Genomic DNA, 20,872 nt, shown 5'->3' with positions numbered 1-20,872 from the left:
GAAGGACCAGACCCGGAATCTCGAGATTCCGGGTTCGATGCTTCGCATCGCCCCGGAATGACACGGCTAAAAAACAGAGGTCTGCGCCACCATGCCCGTCGTTCTCGATCCCGATGCCGCCGCCGTCTACAAGGCCTTCCAGGAAGCCGGACGCCCGCCTTATGAGTCGGGAACACCGACCCAGGCCCGCGAGATGTATCTGGCCGGCCGGCCCGTCTCCAATCCCGAACCGCCGGAACTGGAATCCGCAAAACCGCTCTCAATCCCCGCCCCGCATGGCACGATCCCGGGGCGCATCTACACGCCGAAGACGCTGCGAAAGACCGGCGGCCTTGCGCCCTGCCTGGTGTTCTATCACGGCGGCGGCTGGGTGATCGGCGATCTCGATTCCCACGACGTGGTCTGCCGCAAGCTCGCGCATGAAGGCGAGTTGATCGTGATTTCGATCGACTACCGCCTCGCCCCCGAGCACAAATTCCCCGCCGCCGTTGACGACGCCGTCACGGCGGCGAAATGGGTCGCGGCCAATGCGAAAGACCTCGGCATCGACGCGGCGCGCGTCATGGTCGGCGGCGACTCGGCCGGCGGCAATCTCGCGGCCGTCGTTGCGCTCGCGGCGCGTGACGGCGATGGGCCAAAGCTCGCCGGCCAGGTGCTGATCTATCCCGCGACGGACTTTGCGATGAAGCACCCCTCGCACAGCGAGCCCGAGACCAGCATTCTGCTGACGCATTCCGTCATCAAATGGTTCTGCAACCACTATCTCAGTGGTCCCGCCGACATCGATAATTGGCAGGCTTCACCGGCGCGCGCGAAAACGCTGGCCGGATTGCCGCCGGCCTATGTGCTGACCGCCGGCGGCGATCCGCTGCGCGACGAAGGCGACGAATACGCCGCACGGTTGAAGGAAGCCGGCGTGCCCGTGACCTACAAGCACTTCCCCGGCCAGTTCCACGGCTTCTTCACCATGGGCAAGCTCCTGCAGCAGGCCAACGTCGCAGCCACCGAGATCGCGATCTGGCTGAAGGCGCTGAATTGACAAATTCGCCCGCGCGAAGGAATTGACGGCGACCATGCTCCTGTTCGGAATACCCGTCGACTTCATCCTGTTCGCGCTCACGCTGCTCGGCGTCGCGCTGTTTCATCACCACACCCTGCCGGTCGCGTTGACGGGGCTTGCGGCCATCATCCTCTACAAGCTGATCTTCACCGGCTTCAAATACGGCGCCGGCCTTGGTGGCCTCGGCCACCACATGGCGCACGAATGGGTGACGCTGGCCAATCTGTTCCTGCTGCTGATGGGATTTGCGCTGCTGTCGCGGCATTTCGAGGAAAGCCGGATTCCCCACGAGATGCCGGCGCTGCTGCCGGACGACTGGAAGGGCGGCGTCATCCTCCTGGTGCTGGTGTTCGTGCTGTCCAGTTTCCTCGACAATATCGCCGCCGCCCTGATCGGCGGCACCGTCGCGCGCAGTGTTTTCCAGGGCAAGGTCCATATCGGCTATCTCGCGGCCATCGTCGCGGCCTCGAATGCGGGAGGCGCCGGCAGCGTCGTCGGCGACACCACGACCACCATGATGTGGATCGCCGGGGTCAGTCCCCTCGCCGTCGTCGAGGCCTATATTGCCGCCATCGCCGCGATGCTGATCTTCGCCGTGCCCGCGTCGCTGCAGCAGCAGCGCTATTCGCCGATCGTCAAGAATCCGCCGAGCGGCCGGAAGGTCGACTCTGTCAGGGTGTTGATCGTCGCCGCCATTCTCGCGGCCGCGCTGGCCGCCAACATCACTGCCAATCTGAAATTCCCGGCCCTGCTCGACATCGTCCCCGTGCTCGGCATCGCGGTGTGGGTGGTGATCCTTTCGACCGCGGCGTTGCGCAAGCCGGACTGGTCGGTGATGCCCGAAACCTTCAAGGGCACCATCTTCCTGCTGGCGCTGGTGACGGCGGCATCCATGATGCCGGTCGAGAAACTCCCCGCCGCCTCGTGGCCGACGGCGCTCGGCCTCGGCTTTGTCTCCGCGGTATTCGACAATATTCCGCTGACCGCGCTCGCGCTGAAACAGGGCGGTTATGATTGGGGCTATCTCGCCTACGCCGTCGGCTTCGGCGGATCGATGATCTGGTTCGGCTCGTCGGCGGGCGTCGCCCTGGCGAACATGTATCCGGAGGCAAAATCTGTCGGGCGATGGATCACCCAGGGCTGGCCGATTGCCGTCGCCTACGTCGTCGGATTTTTCGTCATGCTCGCCATCCTCGGCTGGCGTCCCGACGCGCCGCTTTAATTGAGGAAGCCCACGCTGCAAACAGGCGTCCACCGCAAATAGCTTTCCGGAAATCGGGTGTCGCCGGCGCATCCAACTTGCAAATGTCCGCACCATGAAACGGGCCTTCGCCAACAGGCGTGAGGCTGCTGTTGCAGCTGGAGGACACCAGATGAAACCCAAAGCAGATCGAAACACCGCGGCGAAAGCCGGCACCCGAAATCCATTTGGCGTCATGGATGTCCCGGATCCCGATGACGCTGATGTCCGGCAATTTGCCGGCAGTACGACGCTGGAAGGCGCCGCCGACGATGTGAACGCAGCGAACTGGGGCACGGCTGACGGCACAAGCCTGCCGGGCACGATCGAAGGAAATTGGTCGAGCCGCTGGAATGGCGGCGCGGATCCCACGATCGCTGGCGATTCTGCCGACAAATGGAAACAGGGCCGAGGCCAGGCGAAAGCAGCGCAAGATCGCGTCTATCTCTATTTCGACTGGGATTCCGGCGCGCGCAAAGGCCTGATCGATGCCAAACGCGATGGCCCACAGCAGCTGGTCGGAAAATATATCAACCTCTCCAGCCCCGCGATCACCCGCCCCTGGATCGGCCTGATCGTTGACAACAGGCGCATAGATGGCTGCTTTCCAGAGGGACGGCTGGATTTCCGCCGATAGAGATGTGTGCCTACCGCGCCATTCGCCGCGGCGATTGCACCTGCGATCGTTGCGGCGGCCTACCCTGCGGGCGGACGCCGGATATCGATCTTCATCACGTCGTTTTCGTAAGCCTGATCGCCGATCCAAAAATGCGTGGTGCCGATCTTGTTGAAGCCATGCCTGAGATAGAAGCCGATCGCCCGGCTGTTCCTGGCATTGACCGTCAACCAGACGCTCTCGCCGCCGAGGTCCCGGCAATGCTCCAGCGCACAGTGCAACAATGCGGTGCCCCTTCCGCCCGACTGCTGCCTCGGCCGAACAAAGAGGGTTTTGATTTCCAGCGGCGAGCAATCGGCCAAAGGCGGCGTTGCCGATGAACACACGGTCACGAACCCGTCAATTCCGGTGCCGTTCTCCGAGACCCAGATCGCCTTGCTGGGATCACCGATCGCATCGCAAAAATTCTGCGTCGTAAATTCCGAAAGAATATAGTCTGCGAAGTGTGGACTGATGCCCTTCCGAAGATAGGTGTTCATCCAGACCTCGATGCTCACCGCAGCGATCGCCGACGCGTCGCGTTCGTGCGCTTTCCGGATCATGTCGGCTGATCTCGCCGCATCAGCGCCTCACCCCGCGCGCGCCGCGCGGCGCAGCGATTGCGGCGGCTGGCCGAACGCGCGGATGAAGGCGCGGCGCATCCGTTCCGGATCGCGAAAGCCGGTGGTCTCGGCAACGCGTTCAATCGCCTCGCTGGACGACTGCACGCGCTGCCGCGCCACCTCGATCCGCAACCGCTCGACCGCCTTCGACGGCGTGGTGCCGGTCTCGGCAATGAAGGCGCGGGTGAAATGCCGCGAACTCATGCCGGCCTGCTCGGCCATGTCCTCCACCGTGAGCGGAGCATCGAGATGTTCGCGCGCCCAGGCCAGCAACGGTCCGAACCGTCCGGTCGGCGACTTCAATTCCAGCAGCGAGGAGAATTGCGACTGGCCGCCGCTGCGGCGATGGTACAGCACGAGCTGCTTTGCGGTGCGCTGCGCGATCTCGTCGCCGTAATCCTCGACGACCATCGCGAGCGCAAGATCGATGCCCGCTGATATCCCCGCCGAGGTCCAGACATTGCCATCGCGCGTGTAGATCCGATCGGCTTCCAGCTTCACTTTCGGATAGGCCGACACGAAGTGCCGCGTGCGTTGCCAATGCGTGGTGGCGCGGCGTCCGTCGAGCAGACCGGCCTCGGCCAGAACGTAAGCGCCGGAACAAACGCTGGCGACGCGGACGCCGCGCCTGGCCAAAGCACGCACGAAAGCCAGCGTCTTCGGGCAGATCGCCGCCGTTCGCACGCCCTCGCCGCCCGCCACGATCAGCGTCGTGATCGCGCTGGAAGGTTTGAAGCCACGCGCCAGCATCTCGACGCCGGAGGTGCTGCGCACCGGACCCGGCGTCGCCGCCAAAGTCCTGATCGCAGGCGCCGCACCCGAGAAGCGCGCGGCGATTTCGAACACCGAAATCGGCCCCGCGGCATCGAGCAACTGAAAGTCCGGAAAGATCAGCACACCGATCATTTGAGGCTATGTCCTTAAATGAGGGAAATATGGCATTTCTGACAGAAGGCCATCATGTCAGGATGCACAAGTCAAGGCCGCGGTCGTCATGCCCGGACCTGATCCGGGCATCCATCACCCTTCGCAAGAGTTGCGAAGTGGATGGATTGCCGGGTCAAGCCCGGCAATGACAGGGAGCGGCCGGAACTCGCAAAACGTTGGAGGTCCTCATGTCGGCGCCGCTTCAGATCGGTCTCGTATTGTTTCCAAAGGTGACCCAGCTCGATTTCACCGGGCCGCTGCAGGTGTTCTCCAGCGTACCGGGCGCGCAGGTGCATCTGATCTGGAAACGCATCGAGCCTGTGCCCAGCGACTCGGTGATGACGATCACGCCGACGGTGACCTTTGCGGATTGCCCGCAGCTCGACGTCATCTGCGTGCCCGGCGGTTTCGGCACCGATGATATGGTCAATGACGCGGAGATGCTGACATTCCTGCGCAAGCAGGCGGATGGCGCCAAATACATCACCTCGGTCTGCACGGGATCGCTGGTGCTGGGCGCGGCCGGCCTGCTGAAAGGATATCGAGCGGCGACGCACTGGACCGCGATGGAGTTTCTCTCCGCGTTCGGCGCCACACCGACCAGGACCCGCGTCTGCGTCGACCGCAACCGCGTCACCGGCGGCGGCGTCACCGCGGGCATCGATTTTGCGCTGACGCTGGTGTCGCTGCTGGTCGACCGGCGGACCGCCGAAGCGATCCAGCTCCGGCTCGAATATAACCCGGCGCCGCCGTTCAATTCAGGCTCGCCCGACACCGCGCCGCCGGAAATCCTCGCGCTGATGAAAGACAAGATCGCGCCCGCGCAAGCCCGCCGCACCGAAATGATCGGCCGCGCGGCCGCAAGGATGACGTGACGCGCCGCCTCCGCTACGGCACAAGAAAAAGGCCGCCTGGTTGCCCAGACGGCCTTTCCTTTCCTACGGCGGCGCCACATTGACGGGCGATTTCAGAACCTCTGCACTGGGGCCTATCTCCCAGCCGTATCCTGATCGGGTGCCGCTGCTCATCGGGACAGTCGCGAACTGGAGCCCGAACCGTACGCGATGGTTTCCCATCTCCGTAAGATGGGTTCATTGAACGGCGAATGCGTTCGGCGCGCAAGCACACCGTAACAACCGTCCCCGCTGTTCCCGATATTCACAGGCGCGCTTGCGACGCAGCAAATGCATCCGTCTGGCGTTTGCCCTGCAGCAACTGCGCGAAAACGATGCCGTGGGTGATGAAGTAGAACGGCACCAACAGCGTTGGAATGGTCGACCACGGCAGCGACCACATTGCGGTGGAGCCGACCGCACCGCCAAAGATCTGTTGCGGCGATCCCGGCGCCGACAACACGCCGAGCGCAACCGCTTCCACCAGATCGAGCGTGCCGAGAACGTTCCACGCCAGCAGCGCATGACGGCTGCCGGCAAAGTTGCGCGCCGCGACCAGCATCAACGGGATGGCGGTGACGCCGACAATGATGTCGCCCCATCCCGCCGATTGCGGAAATGGTCCGCTTAGTTTTCCCTGCGACGCCAGCAACAGGATGAAGGCGCCCGGCAGGATGCGAAGGGCATTGAGACCGAGCAAGAGGCGCATCGGCAACGCCAGCAGCGTTTCACGCAAGCGCGCCGACAACAGCGCCGCTGCACCGATGGCTACGAGCGGCAGGGCCAACATGACGCCGACCACAGGCACCGGTGTCGCCGTCGAGGCATAGATGCCGGTGGTCCCCAGCGCGATAGCCAGGCCAGTCCACAGTCCCACGATGGTCACCGTCGTCAGTTTCTGCAGCGGCGACAGCGGCATCATGGTGATCGCGGCATTCAGGCTCAACGCGATTACGGCGGTCAAAACGGTCGTTCCAATCAGTTCGAGCATCGCAGCCTCCTTTTAAGTGTAATTACACGTATCAAGACGCACAAATGCCGGGCGAAAAACGCCGGTCCCATTCATCCCAGATTTCGAGAACCCAACACTTTCAGGGCCGCCTGGCCGTCGGCGCCGAGCAGCTTGCCGGCCTCGGCCTGCGCCTTCGCCCAATAGGGAAAGCTGCGGCGCACGACGCCCCGCCCCTGGGCGGTGATGGCGATCATGCGCACGCGGGGATCCTCGCCGGGCTTGGTCGAAATCCATTTCTGTGTTTCGAGCAGCGCCAGATTGCGCGTCAGCGTGGTGCGCTCCGTTCCCAGAAAACCGGCCAGCTTGCCGACCGGCATTTCACCGCGCAGCATCAGTTGCGACAGGATCGTGAACTGGGTGGCACGGATGCCGGATTCCTGCATGTGTGAATCGTATAGCCGGGTGATCTTCCGCGCGGCCTGCCGCGACGCGAGGCAGAAGCAGCCGCCGGCGGCCATGTAATCGGTGGTGTCGAATTCGCGCGTTGCCATGAAAATGAGTGTAGATACACATATCATTCCGACGCAATAGCCCGGATCAGTGGTTGAAGAATATGTGAGGCTAGGCGCAGGCGACGCGCCGATGCGGTGGTTCAGCTTCCCGGCGTCCAGGGCTGGTAGTCGCCGGTCGCCTTCGGACGGCGGCCGCTCGCCAGCGTCGAGCCGGATGGACGGTAGGCCGCCGATGTGCCGGTCAGGTTCGGCTGGTGCGGCTTTTCCCACTCGCGCGGGGTGTAGGTCTCTTCGGTCGGGGCGACGTCGACGGTGTGATGCAGCCAGCCGTGCCATGACGGCGGCACCCTCGTCGCTTCGGCATAGCCGTTGTAGACCACCCAGCGCCGCTGGAAGCCGAGCGTCGGATCGATCTTGCCGCCCTTGGTGCGATAGTAGGTATTGCCCTGCTCGTCCTGGCCGACCAGTTCGCCGAACCGCCACGTCCACAATTGGGTGCCGAAGGTCTGGCCGTTCCACCAGGTGAATATTTTGAGCAGAAACAGCTTCATGAGGGCTCGGCCGGTTCGAGAAGGCGTGGGCCGGTGATGCCATCGGCGCGCCCGATTGTCCAGACGCGATCGCCAATTACGCCCAGACCCCGCCGGACCTTGGCCAGACCGTGGCGTGTCCGTCTTAGCGCCCGTTTTTGGCGTCCAATTGTCGCGGAATCAGAACGATCCGTTCATTTGGCATACAGTTCCTGCCTGACAGGTTCAGCGCTGCGCACGATCCGTGCGCGGGCTCGGGAACGCCTTTCTCCTGAAATGGTTAGGTCCGTATCCCGGAGATGGAGCCGACAATGATCAGTTTGAAAGTTTTATGTTCTGCCGCAGCGATCGCGGCACTCGTTGCACCGACCGTGCTGCCCAACCCAAGCTTCGCGCAAGCCCCGCCTAGCGCCGGGGGTGGCGGCGGAGGCGGTGGTGGCGGCGGCCGTGGCGGTGGCGGAGCAGCCATCGGGGGTGGCGGCGGCGGCGGAGCAGCTATCGGTGGCGGCGGCGGTGGTTTCCGCGGAGGCGGCGGCGGAGCGGTGATTGGTGGCGGTGGTGGCGGCGCCTTCCGAGGCGGCGGCGGTGCACCCCCACCGATGGCAGGCGGCATTCGTGGCGGCGGCGGCGGCGCCGTCATCGGCGGCGGTGTGGCCCCCGGCCCGAGGTTTAGCGGCGGCGGCGGCGTCTATCAAGGCGGCGGCTATCGCCATCATCATCGCCATCGCCACGGCGGTTTCTACCCCGGTTTCGCAACCGGCGCCTTTATCGGCAGCGGGCTTGGCTATTACGGCAGCAGCTACGGCTACTACAACGATCCCTACTACTACGGCGACGAATATGTCGATGACGGCGTGGTGGCGGTGGTCCCCGGCGGCGACACGGTTGCTTCCTGCAGGCAGAAATATCGCTCCTACGATGTCCGGTCGCAAACCTATCTCGGCTATGACGGGCAGCGGCATCCCTGCCCGTAACGCTAGCCAGTCAATCTGAATTGGAAGAGCGGCGCATTCCGGGGCGCCGCTCTTTTCATGCGCGCAGCGCCACCGCGACGCCGCCGAGCGTGATCACCAGGGCTGCGACCTCGCGCAAGCCCAACGGCTCATTCAGCATGGCCGCCGCCGCCACCACGCCGACCACCGGTACCAGCAGGGTGCCGATCGACGCGGTCGCCGCCGGCAGCCGCTCCAGCGCTGCGAACCAGCAGACGTAGCACAGGCAAAACTGGATCAGCGTGATGTAGACCATCGACGCCCAGCCGATCCCCGAGAGCGCCGCCAGCTGCGGCTGTTCGACGGCGAGCCCGATGACCGCGATCGGCAGGCAGCCGAGGCCGATCTGCCAGGCGGCCAGTGACAGCGGCGGCATCGCAAGCGGAAAATGCTTGGTCAGCACGGTGCCGAGCCCGACGCAGACGGCGCCCGCCAGGGCGCACAGGATGCCCGGCAGCTTCTCGACGCTGGCGTCGAAGCCACTGCCGCCGATCAGCACCGCAATGCCGGCCAGCGCGACCGTCAGGGAAAGGGCACGCAGCAGCGACAGCCGTTCGCCGAGGATCGGCCACGCCAGAAACGCCACCCAGACCGGGATCGAGATGCCGAGCACCGCAGCCTCGCTGGCACTCAGCCACAGCAATGCGAGCCCCATGAACGCAACCCAGCCGCCGAGCGACAACGTGGAAACCAGCAACAGCCGCAGCCACATTCCTCTGGGAACGCGGAGCGTCTCCTGCCGCGCCAACGCGATCAACGCGAGGGCTGCAGCGCCGACGATGCCGCACAGGCCGCGCGACGACAGCGGCGGCCACTCGGTCAGCAGATGTTTCATGATCGGGAAGTTGAGGCCCCAGCCCACCGAGGCGATCGACAGGACAATGAGGCCGAGCGGCGACATTCGGGGACGACCCGCTGGGCGATGTATGGACACGGCGGGTTTAGATCCGGAACCGGGGACGCATTTGTTCTCGTTCTGACACAGACTACCGAATTCGCCTCTAGGCAAATCTTATATGCACTCTATCATACAGACGGCTGGTCAACGTTCCGACTTAATCCTTGTCAGGGGTTTTGCGAGTCGCCGACTGCAGCCCGAGCAAAAGGAATCCTCGTGCCGCGCGTTCTCGTGGTCGATGACGACCCGATGGTTTGCGTTGCCATCGAAGTTTGTCTGCAGAGCCAGGGTTTCGATGTCACCATTGCCGATGGTGGTGAGGCCGGGATGCAGGCGCTAGAAGCGTCCGATTTCGACGTGATGCTGATCGACGTCTTCATGCCGCAGATGCGCGGGTTTCAATCAATTCGGACGTTCCACGAGCGCCGGCCCGAGGTTCCGATCATTGCGATGTCGGGCTACGGCTTCGCCAATACCGACCGCGCGCCCGATTTGCTGCGGCTGACCATCGAACTCGGCGCGGCATGCTGCCTGCGCAAGCCGTTCACGCCCAACGCGCTGTTGACCGGCGTCAACGAATGCCTCACCAAACCGATACAGCCTGCGCGCCTCTCGAAAAGATGAAAATAAAAGCGTCAATGCCTTCGCAGCGTATCATCCTTGGAATCGGCCTCGCGATCCTCCTCCTTATCGGTGCTGCTTCCATCGGTCTCGACCTGAAGTCGCGGGCCGACACGGCTTCGGTCGACCACGCCCTGGAAGTGCTGAAGAGAATCTCGGATATCCGGCCGCTGCTGCGCCGCGCCGAAAGTGCTGCGCGCGGCTTTGCGCTCACCGGCAACCCGGACTTCGTGAAGGAATATAACGAGTCCAGTAACGCAATCCTGCCGGCCTTCGATGACCTGATCAAGACCGTCGAGGGCAATCCCGGTCAAACCCAGCTGCTCGAGCAAGCCAAGGCCCAGGTGGCCCGCCAGATTGTGACGGGCGGCGAGTTGATCAGGCTCAAGAATGCGGGCGACCAGGCGAAAATCGCCGCATTGCTGGCCAATGACGAGGACCGCAAGGCGACGGAGACGATCGGCGAAAATCTGGCAAAGACCGTCGCCGAAGAGCGAAGGCGTCTCACGCTCCGGCGCACCCAGTCCGAAACCAACGGCGGCTTCCTGCTGGCGGTTGACCTGGCTTGCGTGCTGCTGATCCTGATCCTTGCGACCGTCCTCACGCGCTCGACCGGCAGGTCACGCCGTGAGTTGCAAGACTCCCTGACTGCAACCAAGGCCACCAATGAGGCGCTGGAGGCCGCGGTCGCCGAACGCACCGGGCACCTGGTCACGGCCCACGAGGAACTCCGGCATTCGACCGAAGTGATGCAGAGCACCTTTCACAGCATGGCCGAGGCGGTGCTTGTCATCGACATCAAGGGCCGCGTGCTGCTCTCCAACCCGGCCGCGGAAAAGATGCTGCGATACCGCCCGGGCATGACCGTGGAACTGCTGCGGCAGCTGAGCACCGTCTTTCGTGCCGATGGCGTCACGCCGCTGCCCACCCGGGAGATGCCGGCGGCGCGCGCGCTGCGCGGCGAGGAATTCGACGCCACCGAAATCGTGGTGCGGCCCAAGAGCGGCAGCGCGCCGGCTCACCTCGTCATCAGCGGCCGGCCGCTGCGCGACGCGTCGCGCGCCATCAGCGGCGCGGCGCTGCTCTATCATGACATCACCGCGACGCGCGAAATCGAGCGCAAGCTGCAGCAGTCGCAAAAACTCGACGCCATCGGCAAACTGACCGGCGGCGTCGCCCACGATTTCAACAACATGCTGACCGTCATCACCGGCACCACCGAAAGGCTGGTCGGCGCACTCGAGGACCAGCCGGCGCTGCGGAAAACCGCCGAGCTGATCGACGTGGCGGCGGAACGCTGCATCGAGCTGATCCAGCATCTCTTGGCATTCGCGCGCCGGCAACCGCTTCAGCCGCGCAATATCGACGTCAACGGCACCGTCCTCGACATCGCCAAGCTGCTGCGCCCTACCCTCGGCGAACACATCGAGATCGACTCGATCCTCGAGCCGGAGGTTGCGGCGGCGCATATCGATCCCTCGCAGCTGGCGAACTCGCTGCTCAACATGGCGATCAATGCCCGCGATGCGATGCCCGAAGGCGGCAAGCTGTTGCTGGAGACCCGCAACGTTACGCTCGACGAGGCCTATGCACAGGCCAATCCCGACGTGCTGCCCGGCCCGTACGTGATGCTGGCGGTCAGCGACACCGGCACCGGCATGTCCAAGGAGATCCAGGACAAGGTGTTCGAGCCGTTCTTCACCACCAAGGAAGTCGGCAAGGGCACCGGCCTCGGCATGAGCATGGTCTACGGCTTCGTCAAGCAGTCCGGCGGCCACATCCGGGTCTACAGCGAGGAAGGCCACGGCACCACGATCAAGCTTTATCTGCCGCCCGCCCGTGGCCAGGCGCCGGCGGCCGTGGCCGCGGCCGCCCCGCTGGTCGGCGGCGCCGAAACCATCCTGGTGGTGGAAGACGATGAGCTGGTGCGCAACTTCGTCACCACGCAGTTGCAGACCCTCGGCTACCAGACCCTCGATACATCAGACGGTCCCTCGGCACTGCAGGCCGTGAAAAACGGATTGCCATTTGACCTGCTCTTCACCGACGTGATCCTGCCCAACGGCATGTCCGGCAGGCAGCTTGCCGACGAAGTCGTCAAACACCGGCCCGGTATAAGAGTGCTGTATACCTCTGGATATACCGACAACGCGATCGTGCACCAGGGGCGGCTCGACCCCGGCGTCTTGCTGCTGAGCAAGCCCTATCGCAAGTCGCAACTGGCAAAAATGATCCGCCAGGCGCTGGACTAGGGGCCTTATCGGTTCAGATTGAAGCAGAACCGGGCGGACTCATTAGCGCGTAGCCCGGAACGAATCCTACCACCTGGCGCTTGAATCCTGGTTCTGTTGTACGTGGCAACCATGAACTGAGAGGCGAAAATGTTCCTCATGGGACTTGGCGCGCTGCTCGTTCTCGGCGGAATGTTGTACATGGCACGCACCGCTATTTGGCGGGGATCGCTCAGCGGCCCGGACTCCTCCCGGCCGGTTCGCGGTACTCTGGAGCCGCCACGGCGCAGCCTCCGATTCCTGGGCCTGGGAACGAACTGGCCGGGCATTCTCCTTATGGTGATCGGAGCAATTCTGTTGGTGTCGGGATCGGGTTTCTAGCCTCGCCACGGGTGCGCTTGCAAACAATGAACAGCGCCCCGTAGGCGCCAACCGTTTCGTAACCCCCGGCTTGCTAGGCTTCGGCCTTCGCGACCGCTTCGCAAGCAGGTGGGCCATGGCTGAAACAAGCACAATCCCCGTCATCTATGTGGCGTATAAGGATGGGTCCCGCGAGCGAGACTACCGCGCCGAGATCGAGGCGTGGCTACCGTCGCAGCCCCAGGGCACGTGGCTCATGTTTTTGAAGAGCATGGTCTGGGACGGTGGGGAGTCGATGAGGCAGCGCATGATCGACGATCCCGACTGCGACATCGCCATCGCCGCCTGGATTTTCTGGGCTTGTCAGCCGGGGTTCTACGTCAAACGAGACGCCAACGAGTCGGGGTTCAAGGGCGACGAAGGGCTTCTCCAAGGCATTGCGACAAACATCGATAGAGGCTTCTACCGCCGCAGCGAGCTCGCGCTCAACCGGTTCGAAGTGCTCCACAGCGTGCATGACTATGCGGACGCTGTCCGGGAGCGCCGCCTCGCGCGTCGGCCTGCCTGGATGGCGCTGCCGCGGAGCCTGCTGGGCCCGTTCATCGGCCGCGAGCCCGCCGTCGCACCCGGCAACAAGGCGACCGAAAGGCACCTGGACGAGATCGTGCAGCGGCTCGGGTTCTCGCCCCTGTTTCGGACCCAGGCCGCGTGGCGCGACGCCTACGAAAGCAACTACTGGGTTCGCCACTACTTCACCCTGCCGCTGCTGACCTCATCGTCGCAATGCGACCTCGGCGCCCTCGACGAGCTGGCGCATATCGAGGCGCTGTACGGAGAGACCGCGGCCTACATGGACGCGCGCAAGCTGCTGGCCGCCGACATGCCTTACCTCGGAAAGCAAACGCCGACCTCGCTTTCCGGCTGGCTTCGCTGGACCACGCGGGGCCGGCGGGGCAATCGCCAGTTCTACGAAGGAGCTTAGCGAGAGTCCGCGTCCTAGTGGGACTGAACGGAGGGAACAGCATTCATCAGCAACACACCAAAAAGCAGGACCAGATAGAGCATCGAAAACACGAACAGGCGACGCGCGGGCCGCCTTTCCTTGTCGTCGCTCCGACGTACCTGCCATGCGAGAACAATCAAGATCGCTCCAAGCATCGCCGCAGCCGCGCCATAGATCGCTCCCGCGAACCCCAGTACCCAGGGGATCACCGAGATCGGAGCCAGAACAACGCTGTAGAGAAGAATCTGGCGCTTTGTTTCGGCCTTGCCGGCGACGACCGGCAACATCGGCACACCGGCGCTGGCATATTCCCCGGCAAGATTAAGCGACAATGCCCAGAAGTGCGGCGGCGTCCAAAGGAAGATGATCAGGAACAGGATGAGCGGCTCGAGCCCGACATTTCCGGTTGCCGCAACCCAGCCGATCACCGGAGGCAGCGCGCCGGCCGCACCGCCAATGACGATATTTTGCGGTGTTCGGCGTTTGAGCCACATCGTGTAGACGACGACATAGAAGAAGATTGTGAAAGCCAGCAGCGCGGCCGCGGCCATGTTCAGCAAAGTGCCGAGGGCCAGAATGGCGCCCATTCCAAGTATCAATCCGAAGACCAATGCTTCCGAGCGCGATACACGGCCGCTGGGAATCGGACGCATGGCGGTACGCGCCATCAGCGCATCGATGTCGGCGTCGTACCACATATTGAGCGCACCTGCGGCGCCAGCTCCGGCAGCGATGCAAAGAAGAGCAACGGCACCGGCGAAGGGATCGATGCCGCCTGGTGCGACCATGAGACCAACCAGTGCGGTAAAGACGACCAGCGACATCACGCGCGGTTTCGTCAGCGCGACATAGTCCCCGATGCTGGCATAGCTCCCGCGAAGGGGAATTGAACGATTGATTTGCATGAGATTAATGCCTCCCCTTGCCGGCGCCATGGCGACGGCTGCGTATTAAAACATGATGCAATTGCGCTGAACGATCCTTTTGCAAAACCAGACCTTGAAAATCCGCGGCTATTCACGAGCACACCTTTGTGCCGTCTAACCCAGCGATTTGATGATTTCCCGATAGGCTGTTTCAGGAAACGCTTTCAGCGTGCGCGTCCGGATGTTTCCCTGCATGCCCAGTTGCAGGCTGAAACGTGCTGCCACGGCGTCATCAGGAGCTTCGTAGATCGCGACGATGTCAAAGTCGCCCATGGTAAGGAAAAACAATTTGAACTCGCCGCTCATGTCCTTGAGCGCTTTCTTTGCTGCGTCCAGACGGCTTGGCGAGTCCTTCACCTTCAGAATGCCTTGCTCGGTCCAGTTTGCAAGCATGACATATGTGGTCATGGCCATCCTCCATTTGGTACGAGGCAACGGCGCCTACGTCGTAGGCGCGAAGAACACGACCCGGATGAGGTGCGTGTAGTCGGATTCGAACACCATGATCGCCACAAACACCAACACCAGCACCGGCGGCAGCAGGATGGCATAGCTCAAGGCCAGCCGCTCCCAGGCCATGTGCATGAAGACGGCGACGATCAAGCCGGCCTTCAACACCATGAACAGCAGGATCAGCGACCATCTGAGATAGCCATGGAAGCCAAAGTAGTCGACGAGATAGGAGCAGGCGCTGAGGACGAACAGCCATCCCCAGACCACGAGATAGAGCTTGATCGGGTGCTGCTGGCCCTTTGTATGCGTGGCTCCCGATGCGGGCACGTCATGCACATGCGCGTGCAGCGAAGGTTGCTGGGCTTCCAGATGTACCGCCACGTTTGTCATGCGCCGACCTCACCAAAGATAAAAGAAGGCAAAGATGAACACCCACACCAGATCGACGAAGTGCCAGTACAGGCCCATGATTTCGACGATCTCGTAGTGTCCCTTTCTGCTCGTGAAGAAGCCGCGCCTTTCGACGTCGAAGTCTCCCCGCCAGACCTTTCGCGCGATGGCGATCAGGAAAATCACGCCGAACGTCACGTGAGTGCCGTGGAAGCCGGTGATCATGAAGAAGCTCGAGCCGAACTGCGCCGCGCCCCAGGGGTTTTCCCAGGGCCGTACGCCCTCCATGATCAGCTTGGTCCATTCGAAGGCCTGCATTCCGACGAACGTTGCGCCAAGCGCCGCTGTGACCAGCATCAAGACTGCGGTTTTGACGCGATCGCGGCGGTAACCGAAATTGACGGCCATCGCCATGGTGCCGCTGCTAGAGATCAGGACGAAGGTCATGATGGCGATCAGGATGAGGGGTATATGATGCCCGCCAATCGTGAGAGCGAATACCTCACTCGGATTCGGCCACGGCACCGTCGTGGACATTCGCGCGGTCATGTAGGACAGCAAAAAACAACTGAAGATAAAGGTGTCGCTCAGGAGGAAGATCCACATCATGGCCTTCCCCCAGGAGACATTCTTGAACGCGCGCTGATCCGAGGACCAGTCGTCGGCAACGCCCCGCAAGCCGGCGGCACGCGCGGGCGATTCTCCAGGGTTTGTCAGCACAGTCTCTGCCATCTGGTCTCTCCTAGGTGAGCAACCTGCGACAGATGTCGACGAAATCGTCCGTCCAGCCCGTCAGCAGACCAAGCAAGACCAGCCAGACCAACAGCAGGAAGTGCCAGTAGATCGTGCAGAGCTCCACGCTCAGGCGTAACTGGGCCATCTCGGCGCCGCGCCACACCCTGGCAGTCGCTCTGCCGAGCGCCACCAAACCGCCCATCAGGTGCAGCCCGTGCGCCGCGGTCATCATGTAGAAAAAGGAATTGGCTGGATTGGACGCGACGAAATAACCCGCTTCGCGCAGCTGTTGCCACGCCAGCAGTTGCCCAATCAGGAATGTAACCGCGGACGCGCCGCCGGCGCAGAGGCCGACGATCACACCGTCCATGTTGTTCCGGTGCGCGGCCACGTGTGCCCATTGCAGCGCAATACTGCTCAGGACCAGGACGCCCGTGTTGAACCACAGCAGCGAAGGCACGGGCATCGTGCGCCAGTCCGCCATGTTCATGCGCATCGAGTAAGCGCTGATGAAGAGTGCGAACAGCGAGCCGGCGACAGCGAGAAACACGCCCAGTCCGATCTTGGCTGCCGGCAAGGTGATAGCACCCGTGCCCGGGAAATCATCGATCGAACCTTCTTCCAGCCAGGGTTTGGCTGTCAGCCGTTGCTGCGAGAGCCACCATCCGACGATGACCGTTATCACCGCCATGAACAGGATGATGGCGCTCACGGCGCAGCTCCCTGAAGCGCCGGCGTCACCCGCGGCTGGTTCTGCGGAATGAAGTCCTGCGCGGCACCGGGCACGCTGTAGTCATACGCCCATCGGTAGACCACCGGGAGCTCCTTGCCCCAGTTGCCGTGGCCGGGCGGGGTTTCCGGCGTCTGCCACTCCAGTGTTGTCGCCCGCCATGGATTGCCACCCGAAGGCCTGCCCTTGAACAGGCTCCAGACAAGGTTGAACAGGAACACCATCTGGGCGAAGCCCACGATCAAAGCCATGACGGTGATAAAGGCATTGAGCGTATGGGTCGATGACGGGATAAACGCCGCCTCGCCGATGTCGTGATACCGGCGCGGAACGCCGAGCAGTCCAATATAATGCATGGGGAAGAAGATCAGATAGGCGCCGAGGAACGTCACCCAGAAATGAAACTTGCCCATCCAGTCATCCAGCATTCGCCCGGTGACCTTGGGGTACCAATGATAGATCGCCCCCAGCACGACCATGATTGGCGCCACGCCCATCACCATATGGAAATGCGCGACGACGAACATGGTATCCGAAAGCGGGACGTCCACGACGACGTTGCCGAGGAAGAGGCCCGTGAGCCCGCCGTTCACGAACGTGATGATGAAGCCGAGGGCGAACAGCATCGGGACGGTGAGATGAATGTCGCCGCGCCACAGGGTTAGCACCCAGTTGTAGACCTTGATGGCGGTCGGGATGGCGATGATGAGCGTCGTGGTGGCGAAGAAGAAGCCGAATTTCGGATGCATGCCGCTCACATACATGTGGTGCGCCCATACGACGAAGCTGAGAGCGCCGATTCCCACGATCGCCCAAACCATCATGCGATAGCCGAAGATGTTCTTTCGCGCGTGGGTGCTGATCAGATCCGAAACGATGCCGAAGGCGGGCAAGGCGACGATGTAGACTTCCGGATGACCGAAGAACCAGAACAGGTGCTGGAACAGGATCGGGCTGCCCCCGCCATACTTCATCTGCTGCCCCATCTCGACGAGTGCGGGCATGAAGAAGCTGGTTCCCAGCAGACGATCGAACAGCATCATGACCGAGGCGACGAACAGCGCGGGGAAGGCCAGCAGCGCCATCACGGTGGCCGTGAATATGCCCCACACCGTCAGGGGCATCCGCATCAACGTCATGCCGCGTGTGCGCGCCTGCAGCACCGTCACCACATAATTCAACCCGCCCATGGTGAAGCCGATGATGAACAGGATCAGGGAGACCAGCATGAGAACGATGCCCCAATCCTGCCCGGGGGTACCGGAGAGAACCGCCTGCGGTGGGTAGAGCGTCCAGCCGGCGCCGGTGGGCCCGCCAGGCACGAAAAAGGTCGACGCCAACACCAGGACTGCGAGCAGGTAGATCCAGTAGCTCAGCATGTTCACATAGGGGAAAACCATGTCCCGGGCGCCGACCATCAGCGGGATAAGGTAGTTGCCGAAACCGCCCAGGAACAATGCCGTGAGCAAATAGATCACCATGATCATGCCGTGCATGGTGATGAACTGGAGGTATTGGCTTGCATCGATAAAGGAAAACGTGCCGGGAAATCCCAGTTGCAGTCGCATCAGCCACGACAGTACCAGGGCCACCAGCCCGATTGCGGACGCCGTCAGCGAGTACTGGATGGCGATGACTTTGGCGTCCTGCGAAAAGACATACTGCGTCCACCAGCTTCTGGGATGATAGAGCTCAACCTCCGGCACTTCGGCAGGCGGCGCGTCCGCGCGTGCGTCATATGGGACATCGACCATAGAAAAACCTCCTTGGTCGTTTCCATCGGGGGCGATGAGTTCACGCGCCCGATCTATCTTCCCAGCGGCGCTTTCTTACTCGCCGCCGGATTTGTACGTCGCCTTCGTCACGGCATTTCGGCCCGACAGTTCTGCAAACGTCTGCTGCTGCTCCAGCCAGGCGTGATATTCACTCACCTCCTGGACGATGACCTTGGCCCGCATCTGCGCGTGCGCCACGCCGCATAGCTCGGCGCACAGCACATCAAACGTTCCGGTCCGGATCGGGGTCATCCAGAAATAGGTGACCATGCCAGGAACCATATCCATCTTGGCCCGGAACTCGGGCACATAGAAATTGTGCAGGACATCGAGGGAGCGGAGCAAAACCTTGACCGGCTTCCCGATCGGAAGGTGCAAGTCGCCGCTTTCGATCACGACGTCGTCTTGTCCATTCGGATCGTCGCGATTCAAGCCCATCGGGTTTTCGGGACTGATGTTGCGGACATTGGTTGTGCCCATCCGGCCATCCTTCCCCGGGAGGCGGAAGCTCCATTGCCACTGCTGGCCCATGACCTCGATCTCGGTGGCATCAGCCGGAACCGTGACGAACTGGTGCCAGACCACCAAGCCGGGCGCCAGCATGGCTCCGACGCCGACCGCAGTCCCGATGGTGAGCCACCATTCGAGCTTCTTGTTTTCGGGATTGTAGGCTGCCCGCCTTCCCTCCTTGTGATGAAAGCGGAAGACGCAATAGGCCATGAAGGCGATGACCGCGAAGAACACCGCTCCGGTGATCCAGAAGGTGATGCTGATGGTGTGGTCGATGTAGCTCCAGTTGGTGGCGATCGGCGTCCACCACCACGGGCTGTAGATGTGAAACAGCACCGAGCCGACTGCGACCAGAAGCAGTATGAGTGCGACAACCATCCTTCAGTCCTCCTTGCCAATCAAGGCAACGGAGACGGATTAAAGGGCGCAGCTCACACCTGCTCGATGGCCGACTTCACATGCGCCATCGCAGTGCGTCTTGCCTCGCCCATATGACCGGTCGCGACATCCAGACGTGGCACGGAGCACACGTTACGACCGCTAACCATCGGATCCGGGGCGTCAGAAAGTAAGATGGTACGCGTCGAGCCACGCGTCAATAGATCAATAATCAATAGAGGACTACCTCGTCGGGGCGCCAGACTGATGCCGCAAGCAAGCGCGCGTCAGCCGGCACAACCGTTTGATGATGACGCAACGCAGCAAGTGGCCGGGCAAATGACTGCAAACGTGCACACTTCACCGAACCGTGAGCGCTGCCTAATCCCAATCGCGTTAATCTGGCTCTGCAGGTCGCGACAAGTTTCGTCCGGCTACTTCGTTGACCTCGGGTTTGCCGGTACTCGGCTCGATCGCGTTTCTCGCACATAGCGGCGGACACGCGTGGCTGGAAACCGCGCCGTTGCATCGCCGCGACTTTCAGCACGGGAGGTGCGTCGATGGCCACTCTGTATTCCGACAACATCGCAAGAGTTGGACGCCACGTCTTCGGGGACGCGGCCACATATCCGATTCGCAAAATCGGACTGTCCGACCTGCACGAGGCGCTGCGCCTGGGCTGGGAAGACTTCAAGGCAATGCCAAGCCACGCGGTGGTCGTGTGCGTGATCTATCCCGTGCTCGGTATTGCCCTGTTCCGGATGGTCCTTGGCTATTCAGTACTGCCTCTGCTGTTTCCACTGGCAGCCGGGTTTGCCTTGCTTGGACCCTTTGCCGCGATTGGTTTGTACGAGCTCAGCCGCCGCCGCGAGCGCGGCGAGGAAGTCGACGTATCGAAAGCACTTCACGTGCTGCGCGCGCCCGCTTTCGGCGCCATGCTGGAACTCGGCATTCTCCTGCTCGTCCTGTTCGGGGCCTGGATCGGCGTAGCGAACGCCATCTACGTTTCAATCTTCGGCCACGCTCCGGCTGCGAGCATCCCTGACTTCGCAACGCGCGTGCTGACGACGCCGGAAGGATGGTCGCTCATCATCGTCGGGTGCGGCGTCGGTTTTCTGTTCGCGGTCGTGGCGCTGTGCGTCAGTGTCGTATCGTTTCCGTTGATGCTTGACCGGCATGCGACGGCGATAGACGCGATCCGGACGTCGATCTGGGCCGTGATGAAAAATCCGGTTGCGATGGCCGCGTGGGGTCTGATTGTCGCGGCGCTGCTGGTGATCGGTTCGCTGCCGCTGTTCGTTGGCCTGGCCGTCGTTCTGCCGGTGCTCGGCCATGCCACCTGGCATCTGTACCGGAAAGTGGTGGAGCCGGATCCCAATCCTCCACAAGAGGAAGAACCCCACCTGCGCAAAGGACACCGCTACGCGGCGGATTTCCCGGCCAATCTGTTCCCGTGGAGCCGCGAGAAGTAAGAGCAA

General features: G+C 62.5%; 22 protein-coding genes. 9 read left to right on the top strand and 13 right to left on the bottom strand.

The genetic code is table 11. The features are described from left to right. Positions 1 to 91 precede the first annotated feature (91 nt). The 3 genes from JQ567_RS08765 (at position 92) to JQ567_RS08755 (ending at position 2,937) form a co-directional block, all read left to right on the top strand. The gene (locus JQ567_RS08765; RefSeq protein WP_212438441.1) at positions 92 to 1,039 is read left to right on the top strand and encodes an alpha/beta hydrolase; all 948 of its coding nucleotides are present in this window, start codon (positions 92 to 94) and stop codon (positions 1,037 to 1,039) included. A gap of 34 nt (positions 1,040 to 1,073) precedes the next feature. Further along, positions 1,074 to 2,282 carry a citrate transporter gene (locus tag JQ567_RS08760; RefSeq protein WP_312017372.1) on the top strand — a complete coding sequence of 403 codons (1,209 nt, stop codon included), beginning with the start codon at positions 1,074 to 1,076 and terminating at the stop codon, positions 2,280 to 2,282. Positions 2,283 to 2,433: 151 nt separating this feature from the next. Next, a complete protein-coding gene (locus tag JQ567_RS08755) occupies positions 2,434 to 2,937 on the top strand; it encodes a hypothetical protein (RefSeq protein WP_212438439.1) in 504 nt (167 codons plus the stop codon). Positions 2,938 to 2,996: 59 nt separating this feature from the next. Here the strand turns inward: JQ567_RS08755 and JQ567_RS08750 are convergent, their stop codons facing one another. Beyond that, positions 2,997 to 3,518, bottom strand: a complete 522-nt coding sequence (locus JQ567_RS08750) for an N-acetyltransferase (RefSeq protein WP_212438438.1) — start codon at positions 3,516 to 3,518, stop codon at positions 2,997 to 2,999. A gap of 27 nt (positions 3,519 to 3,545) precedes the next feature. Then, complete coding sequence (locus JQ567_RS08745) at positions 3,546 to 4,484, bottom strand: GlxA family transcriptional regulator (protein WP_212438437.1); 939 nt, start codon at positions 4,482 to 4,484, stop codon at positions 3,546 to 3,548. Between the two features lie 209 nt (positions 4,485 to 4,693). Here JQ567_RS08745 and JQ567_RS08740 point away from each other — a divergent pair, with 209 nt between their 5' ends. After that, complete coding sequence (locus tag JQ567_RS08740) at positions 4,694 to 5,380, top strand: DJ-1/PfpI family protein (RefSeq protein WP_212438436.1); 687 nt, start codon at positions 4,694 to 4,696, stop codon at positions 5,378 to 5,380. Between the two features lie 283 nt (positions 5,381 to 5,663). Here the strand turns inward: JQ567_RS08740 and JQ567_RS08735 are convergent, their stop codons facing one another. From JQ567_RS08735 to JQ567_RS08725, 3 genes are all read right to left on the bottom strand, one after another. Continuing rightward, positions 5,664 to 6,389, bottom strand: coding sequence for a hypothetical protein (locus tag JQ567_RS08735; RefSeq protein WP_212438435.1), 726 nt, complete (start codon positions 6,387 to 6,389; stop codon positions 5,664 to 5,666). 71 nt (positions 6,390 to 6,460) lie between these two features. Then, complete coding sequence (locus JQ567_RS08730; protein ID WP_212438434.1) at positions 6,461 to 6,901, bottom strand: MarR family winged helix-turn-helix transcriptional regulator; 441 nt, start codon at positions 6,899 to 6,901, stop codon at positions 6,461 to 6,463. Positions 6,902 to 7,002: 101 nt separating this feature from the next. Then, positions 7,003 to 7,413 (bottom strand): NADH:ubiquinone oxidoreductase subunit NDUFA12, encoded by a 411-nt coding sequence (locus JQ567_RS08725; protein ID WP_212206654.1) that lies wholly within the window; start codon positions 7,411 to 7,413, stop codon positions 7,003 to 7,005. Between the two features lie 290 nt (positions 7,414 to 7,703). Here JQ567_RS08725 and JQ567_RS08720 point away from each other — a divergent pair, with 290 nt between their 5' ends. Beyond that, the gene (locus JQ567_RS08720; RefSeq protein WP_212438433.1) at positions 7,704 to 8,366 is read left to right on the top strand and encodes a BA14K family protein; all 663 of its coding nucleotides are present in this window, start codon (positions 7,704 to 7,706) and stop codon (positions 8,364 to 8,366) included. Between the two features lie 55 nt (positions 8,367 to 8,421). Here JQ567_RS08720 and JQ567_RS08715 read toward each other — a convergent pair whose 3' ends face one another. After that, a complete protein-coding gene (locus JQ567_RS08715) occupies positions 8,422 to 9,285 on the bottom strand; it encodes a DMT family transporter (protein ID WP_212438432.1) in 864 nt (287 codons plus the stop codon). Positions 9,286 to 9,498: 213 nt separating this feature from the next. On the opposite strand from JQ567_RS08715, the gene JQ567_RS08710 reads away from it, so the two are divergent. The 3 genes from JQ567_RS08710 (at position 9,499) to JQ567_RS08700 (ending at position 13,476) form a co-directional block, all read left to right on the top strand. Beyond that, positions 9,499 to 9,906, top strand: a complete 408-nt coding sequence (locus JQ567_RS08710) for a response regulator (RefSeq protein WP_212438431.1) — start codon at positions 9,499 to 9,501, stop codon at positions 9,904 to 9,906. A 14-nt stretch (positions 9,907 to 9,920) separates the two neighbouring features. Next, positions 9,921 to 12,155 carry a CHASE3 domain-containing protein gene (locus tag JQ567_RS08705; RefSeq protein ID WP_212438430.1) on the top strand — a complete coding sequence of 745 codons (2,235 nt, stop codon included), beginning with the start codon at positions 9,921 to 9,923 and terminating at the stop codon, positions 12,153 to 12,155. Positions 12,156 to 12,630: 475 nt separating this feature from the next. Further along, complete coding sequence (locus JQ567_RS08700; protein WP_212438429.1) at positions 12,631 to 13,476, top strand: DUF4274 domain-containing protein; 846 nt, start codon at positions 12,631 to 12,633, stop codon at positions 13,474 to 13,476. 14 nt (positions 13,477 to 13,490) lie between these two features. Here the strand turns inward: JQ567_RS08700 and JQ567_RS08695 are convergent, their stop codons facing one another. The 7 genes from JQ567_RS08695 to JQ567_RS08665 all read right to left on the bottom strand — a co-directional run bounded on the left by JQ567_RS08695 (position 13,491) and on the right by JQ567_RS08665 (position 19,394). Further along, complete coding sequence (locus JQ567_RS08695; RefSeq protein WP_212438428.1) at positions 13,491 to 14,402, bottom strand: heme o synthase; 912 nt, start codon at positions 14,400 to 14,402, stop codon at positions 13,491 to 13,493. A gap of 135 nt (positions 14,403 to 14,537) precedes the next feature. Beyond that, positions 14,538 to 14,831, bottom strand: coding sequence for a GYD domain-containing protein (locus JQ567_RS08690; RefSeq protein WP_212438427.1), 294 nt, complete (start codon positions 14,829 to 14,831; stop codon positions 14,538 to 14,540). A 33-nt stretch (positions 14,832 to 14,864) separates the two neighbouring features. Continuing rightward, a complete protein-coding gene (locus JQ567_RS08685; RefSeq protein WP_212438426.1) occupies positions 14,865 to 15,266 on the bottom strand; it encodes a cytochrome C oxidase subunit IV family protein in 402 nt (133 codons plus the stop codon). 9 nt (positions 15,267 to 15,275) lie between these two features. Further along, positions 15,276 to 15,998: a heme-copper oxidase subunit III family protein gene (locus JQ567_RS08680; RefSeq protein ID WP_212438425.1), complete on the bottom strand. Its 723-nt coding sequence runs from the start codon at positions 15,996 to 15,998 to the stop codon at positions 15,276 to 15,278. A gap of 10 nt (positions 15,999 to 16,008) precedes the next feature. Next, positions 16,009 to 16,713: a cytochrome c oxidase subunit 3 gene (locus JQ567_RS08675; protein WP_212438424.1), complete on the bottom strand. Its 705-nt coding sequence runs from the start codon at positions 16,711 to 16,713 to the stop codon at positions 16,009 to 16,011. Then, positions 16,710 to 18,485, bottom strand: a complete 1,776-nt coding sequence (locus JQ567_RS08670) for a cbb3-type cytochrome c oxidase subunit I (protein ID WP_212438423.1) — start codon at positions 18,483 to 18,485, stop codon at positions 16,710 to 16,712. The genes JQ567_RS08675 and JQ567_RS08670 overlap by 4 nt, the downstream gene beginning before the upstream one ends. A gap of 75 nt (positions 18,486 to 18,560) precedes the next feature. Further along, positions 18,561 to 19,394 (bottom strand): cytochrome c oxidase subunit II, encoded by an 834-nt coding sequence (locus JQ567_RS08665; RefSeq protein WP_212438422.1) that lies wholly within the window; start codon positions 19,392 to 19,394, stop codon positions 18,561 to 18,563. 560 nt (positions 19,395 to 19,954) lie between these two features. Here JQ567_RS08665 and JQ567_RS08660 point away from each other — a divergent pair. Further along, the gene (locus JQ567_RS08660; protein ID WP_212438421.1) at positions 19,955 to 20,866 is read left to right on the top strand and encodes a DUF2189 domain-containing protein; all 912 of its coding nucleotides are present in this window, start codon (positions 19,955 to 19,957) and stop codon (positions 20,864 to 20,866) included. Positions 20,867 to 20,872 lie beyond the last annotated feature (6 nt).

The organism is Bradyrhizobium sp. AUGA SZCCT0431 (genome assembly GCF_018131065.1).
Classification (GTDB): domain Bacteria; phylum Pseudomonadota; class Alphaproteobacteria; order Rhizobiales; family Xanthobacteraceae; genus Bradyrhizobium.
The sequence above is the reverse complement of the archived record's forward strand: the minus strand, read 5'-3'. Positions and strand labels throughout refer to the sequence as shown.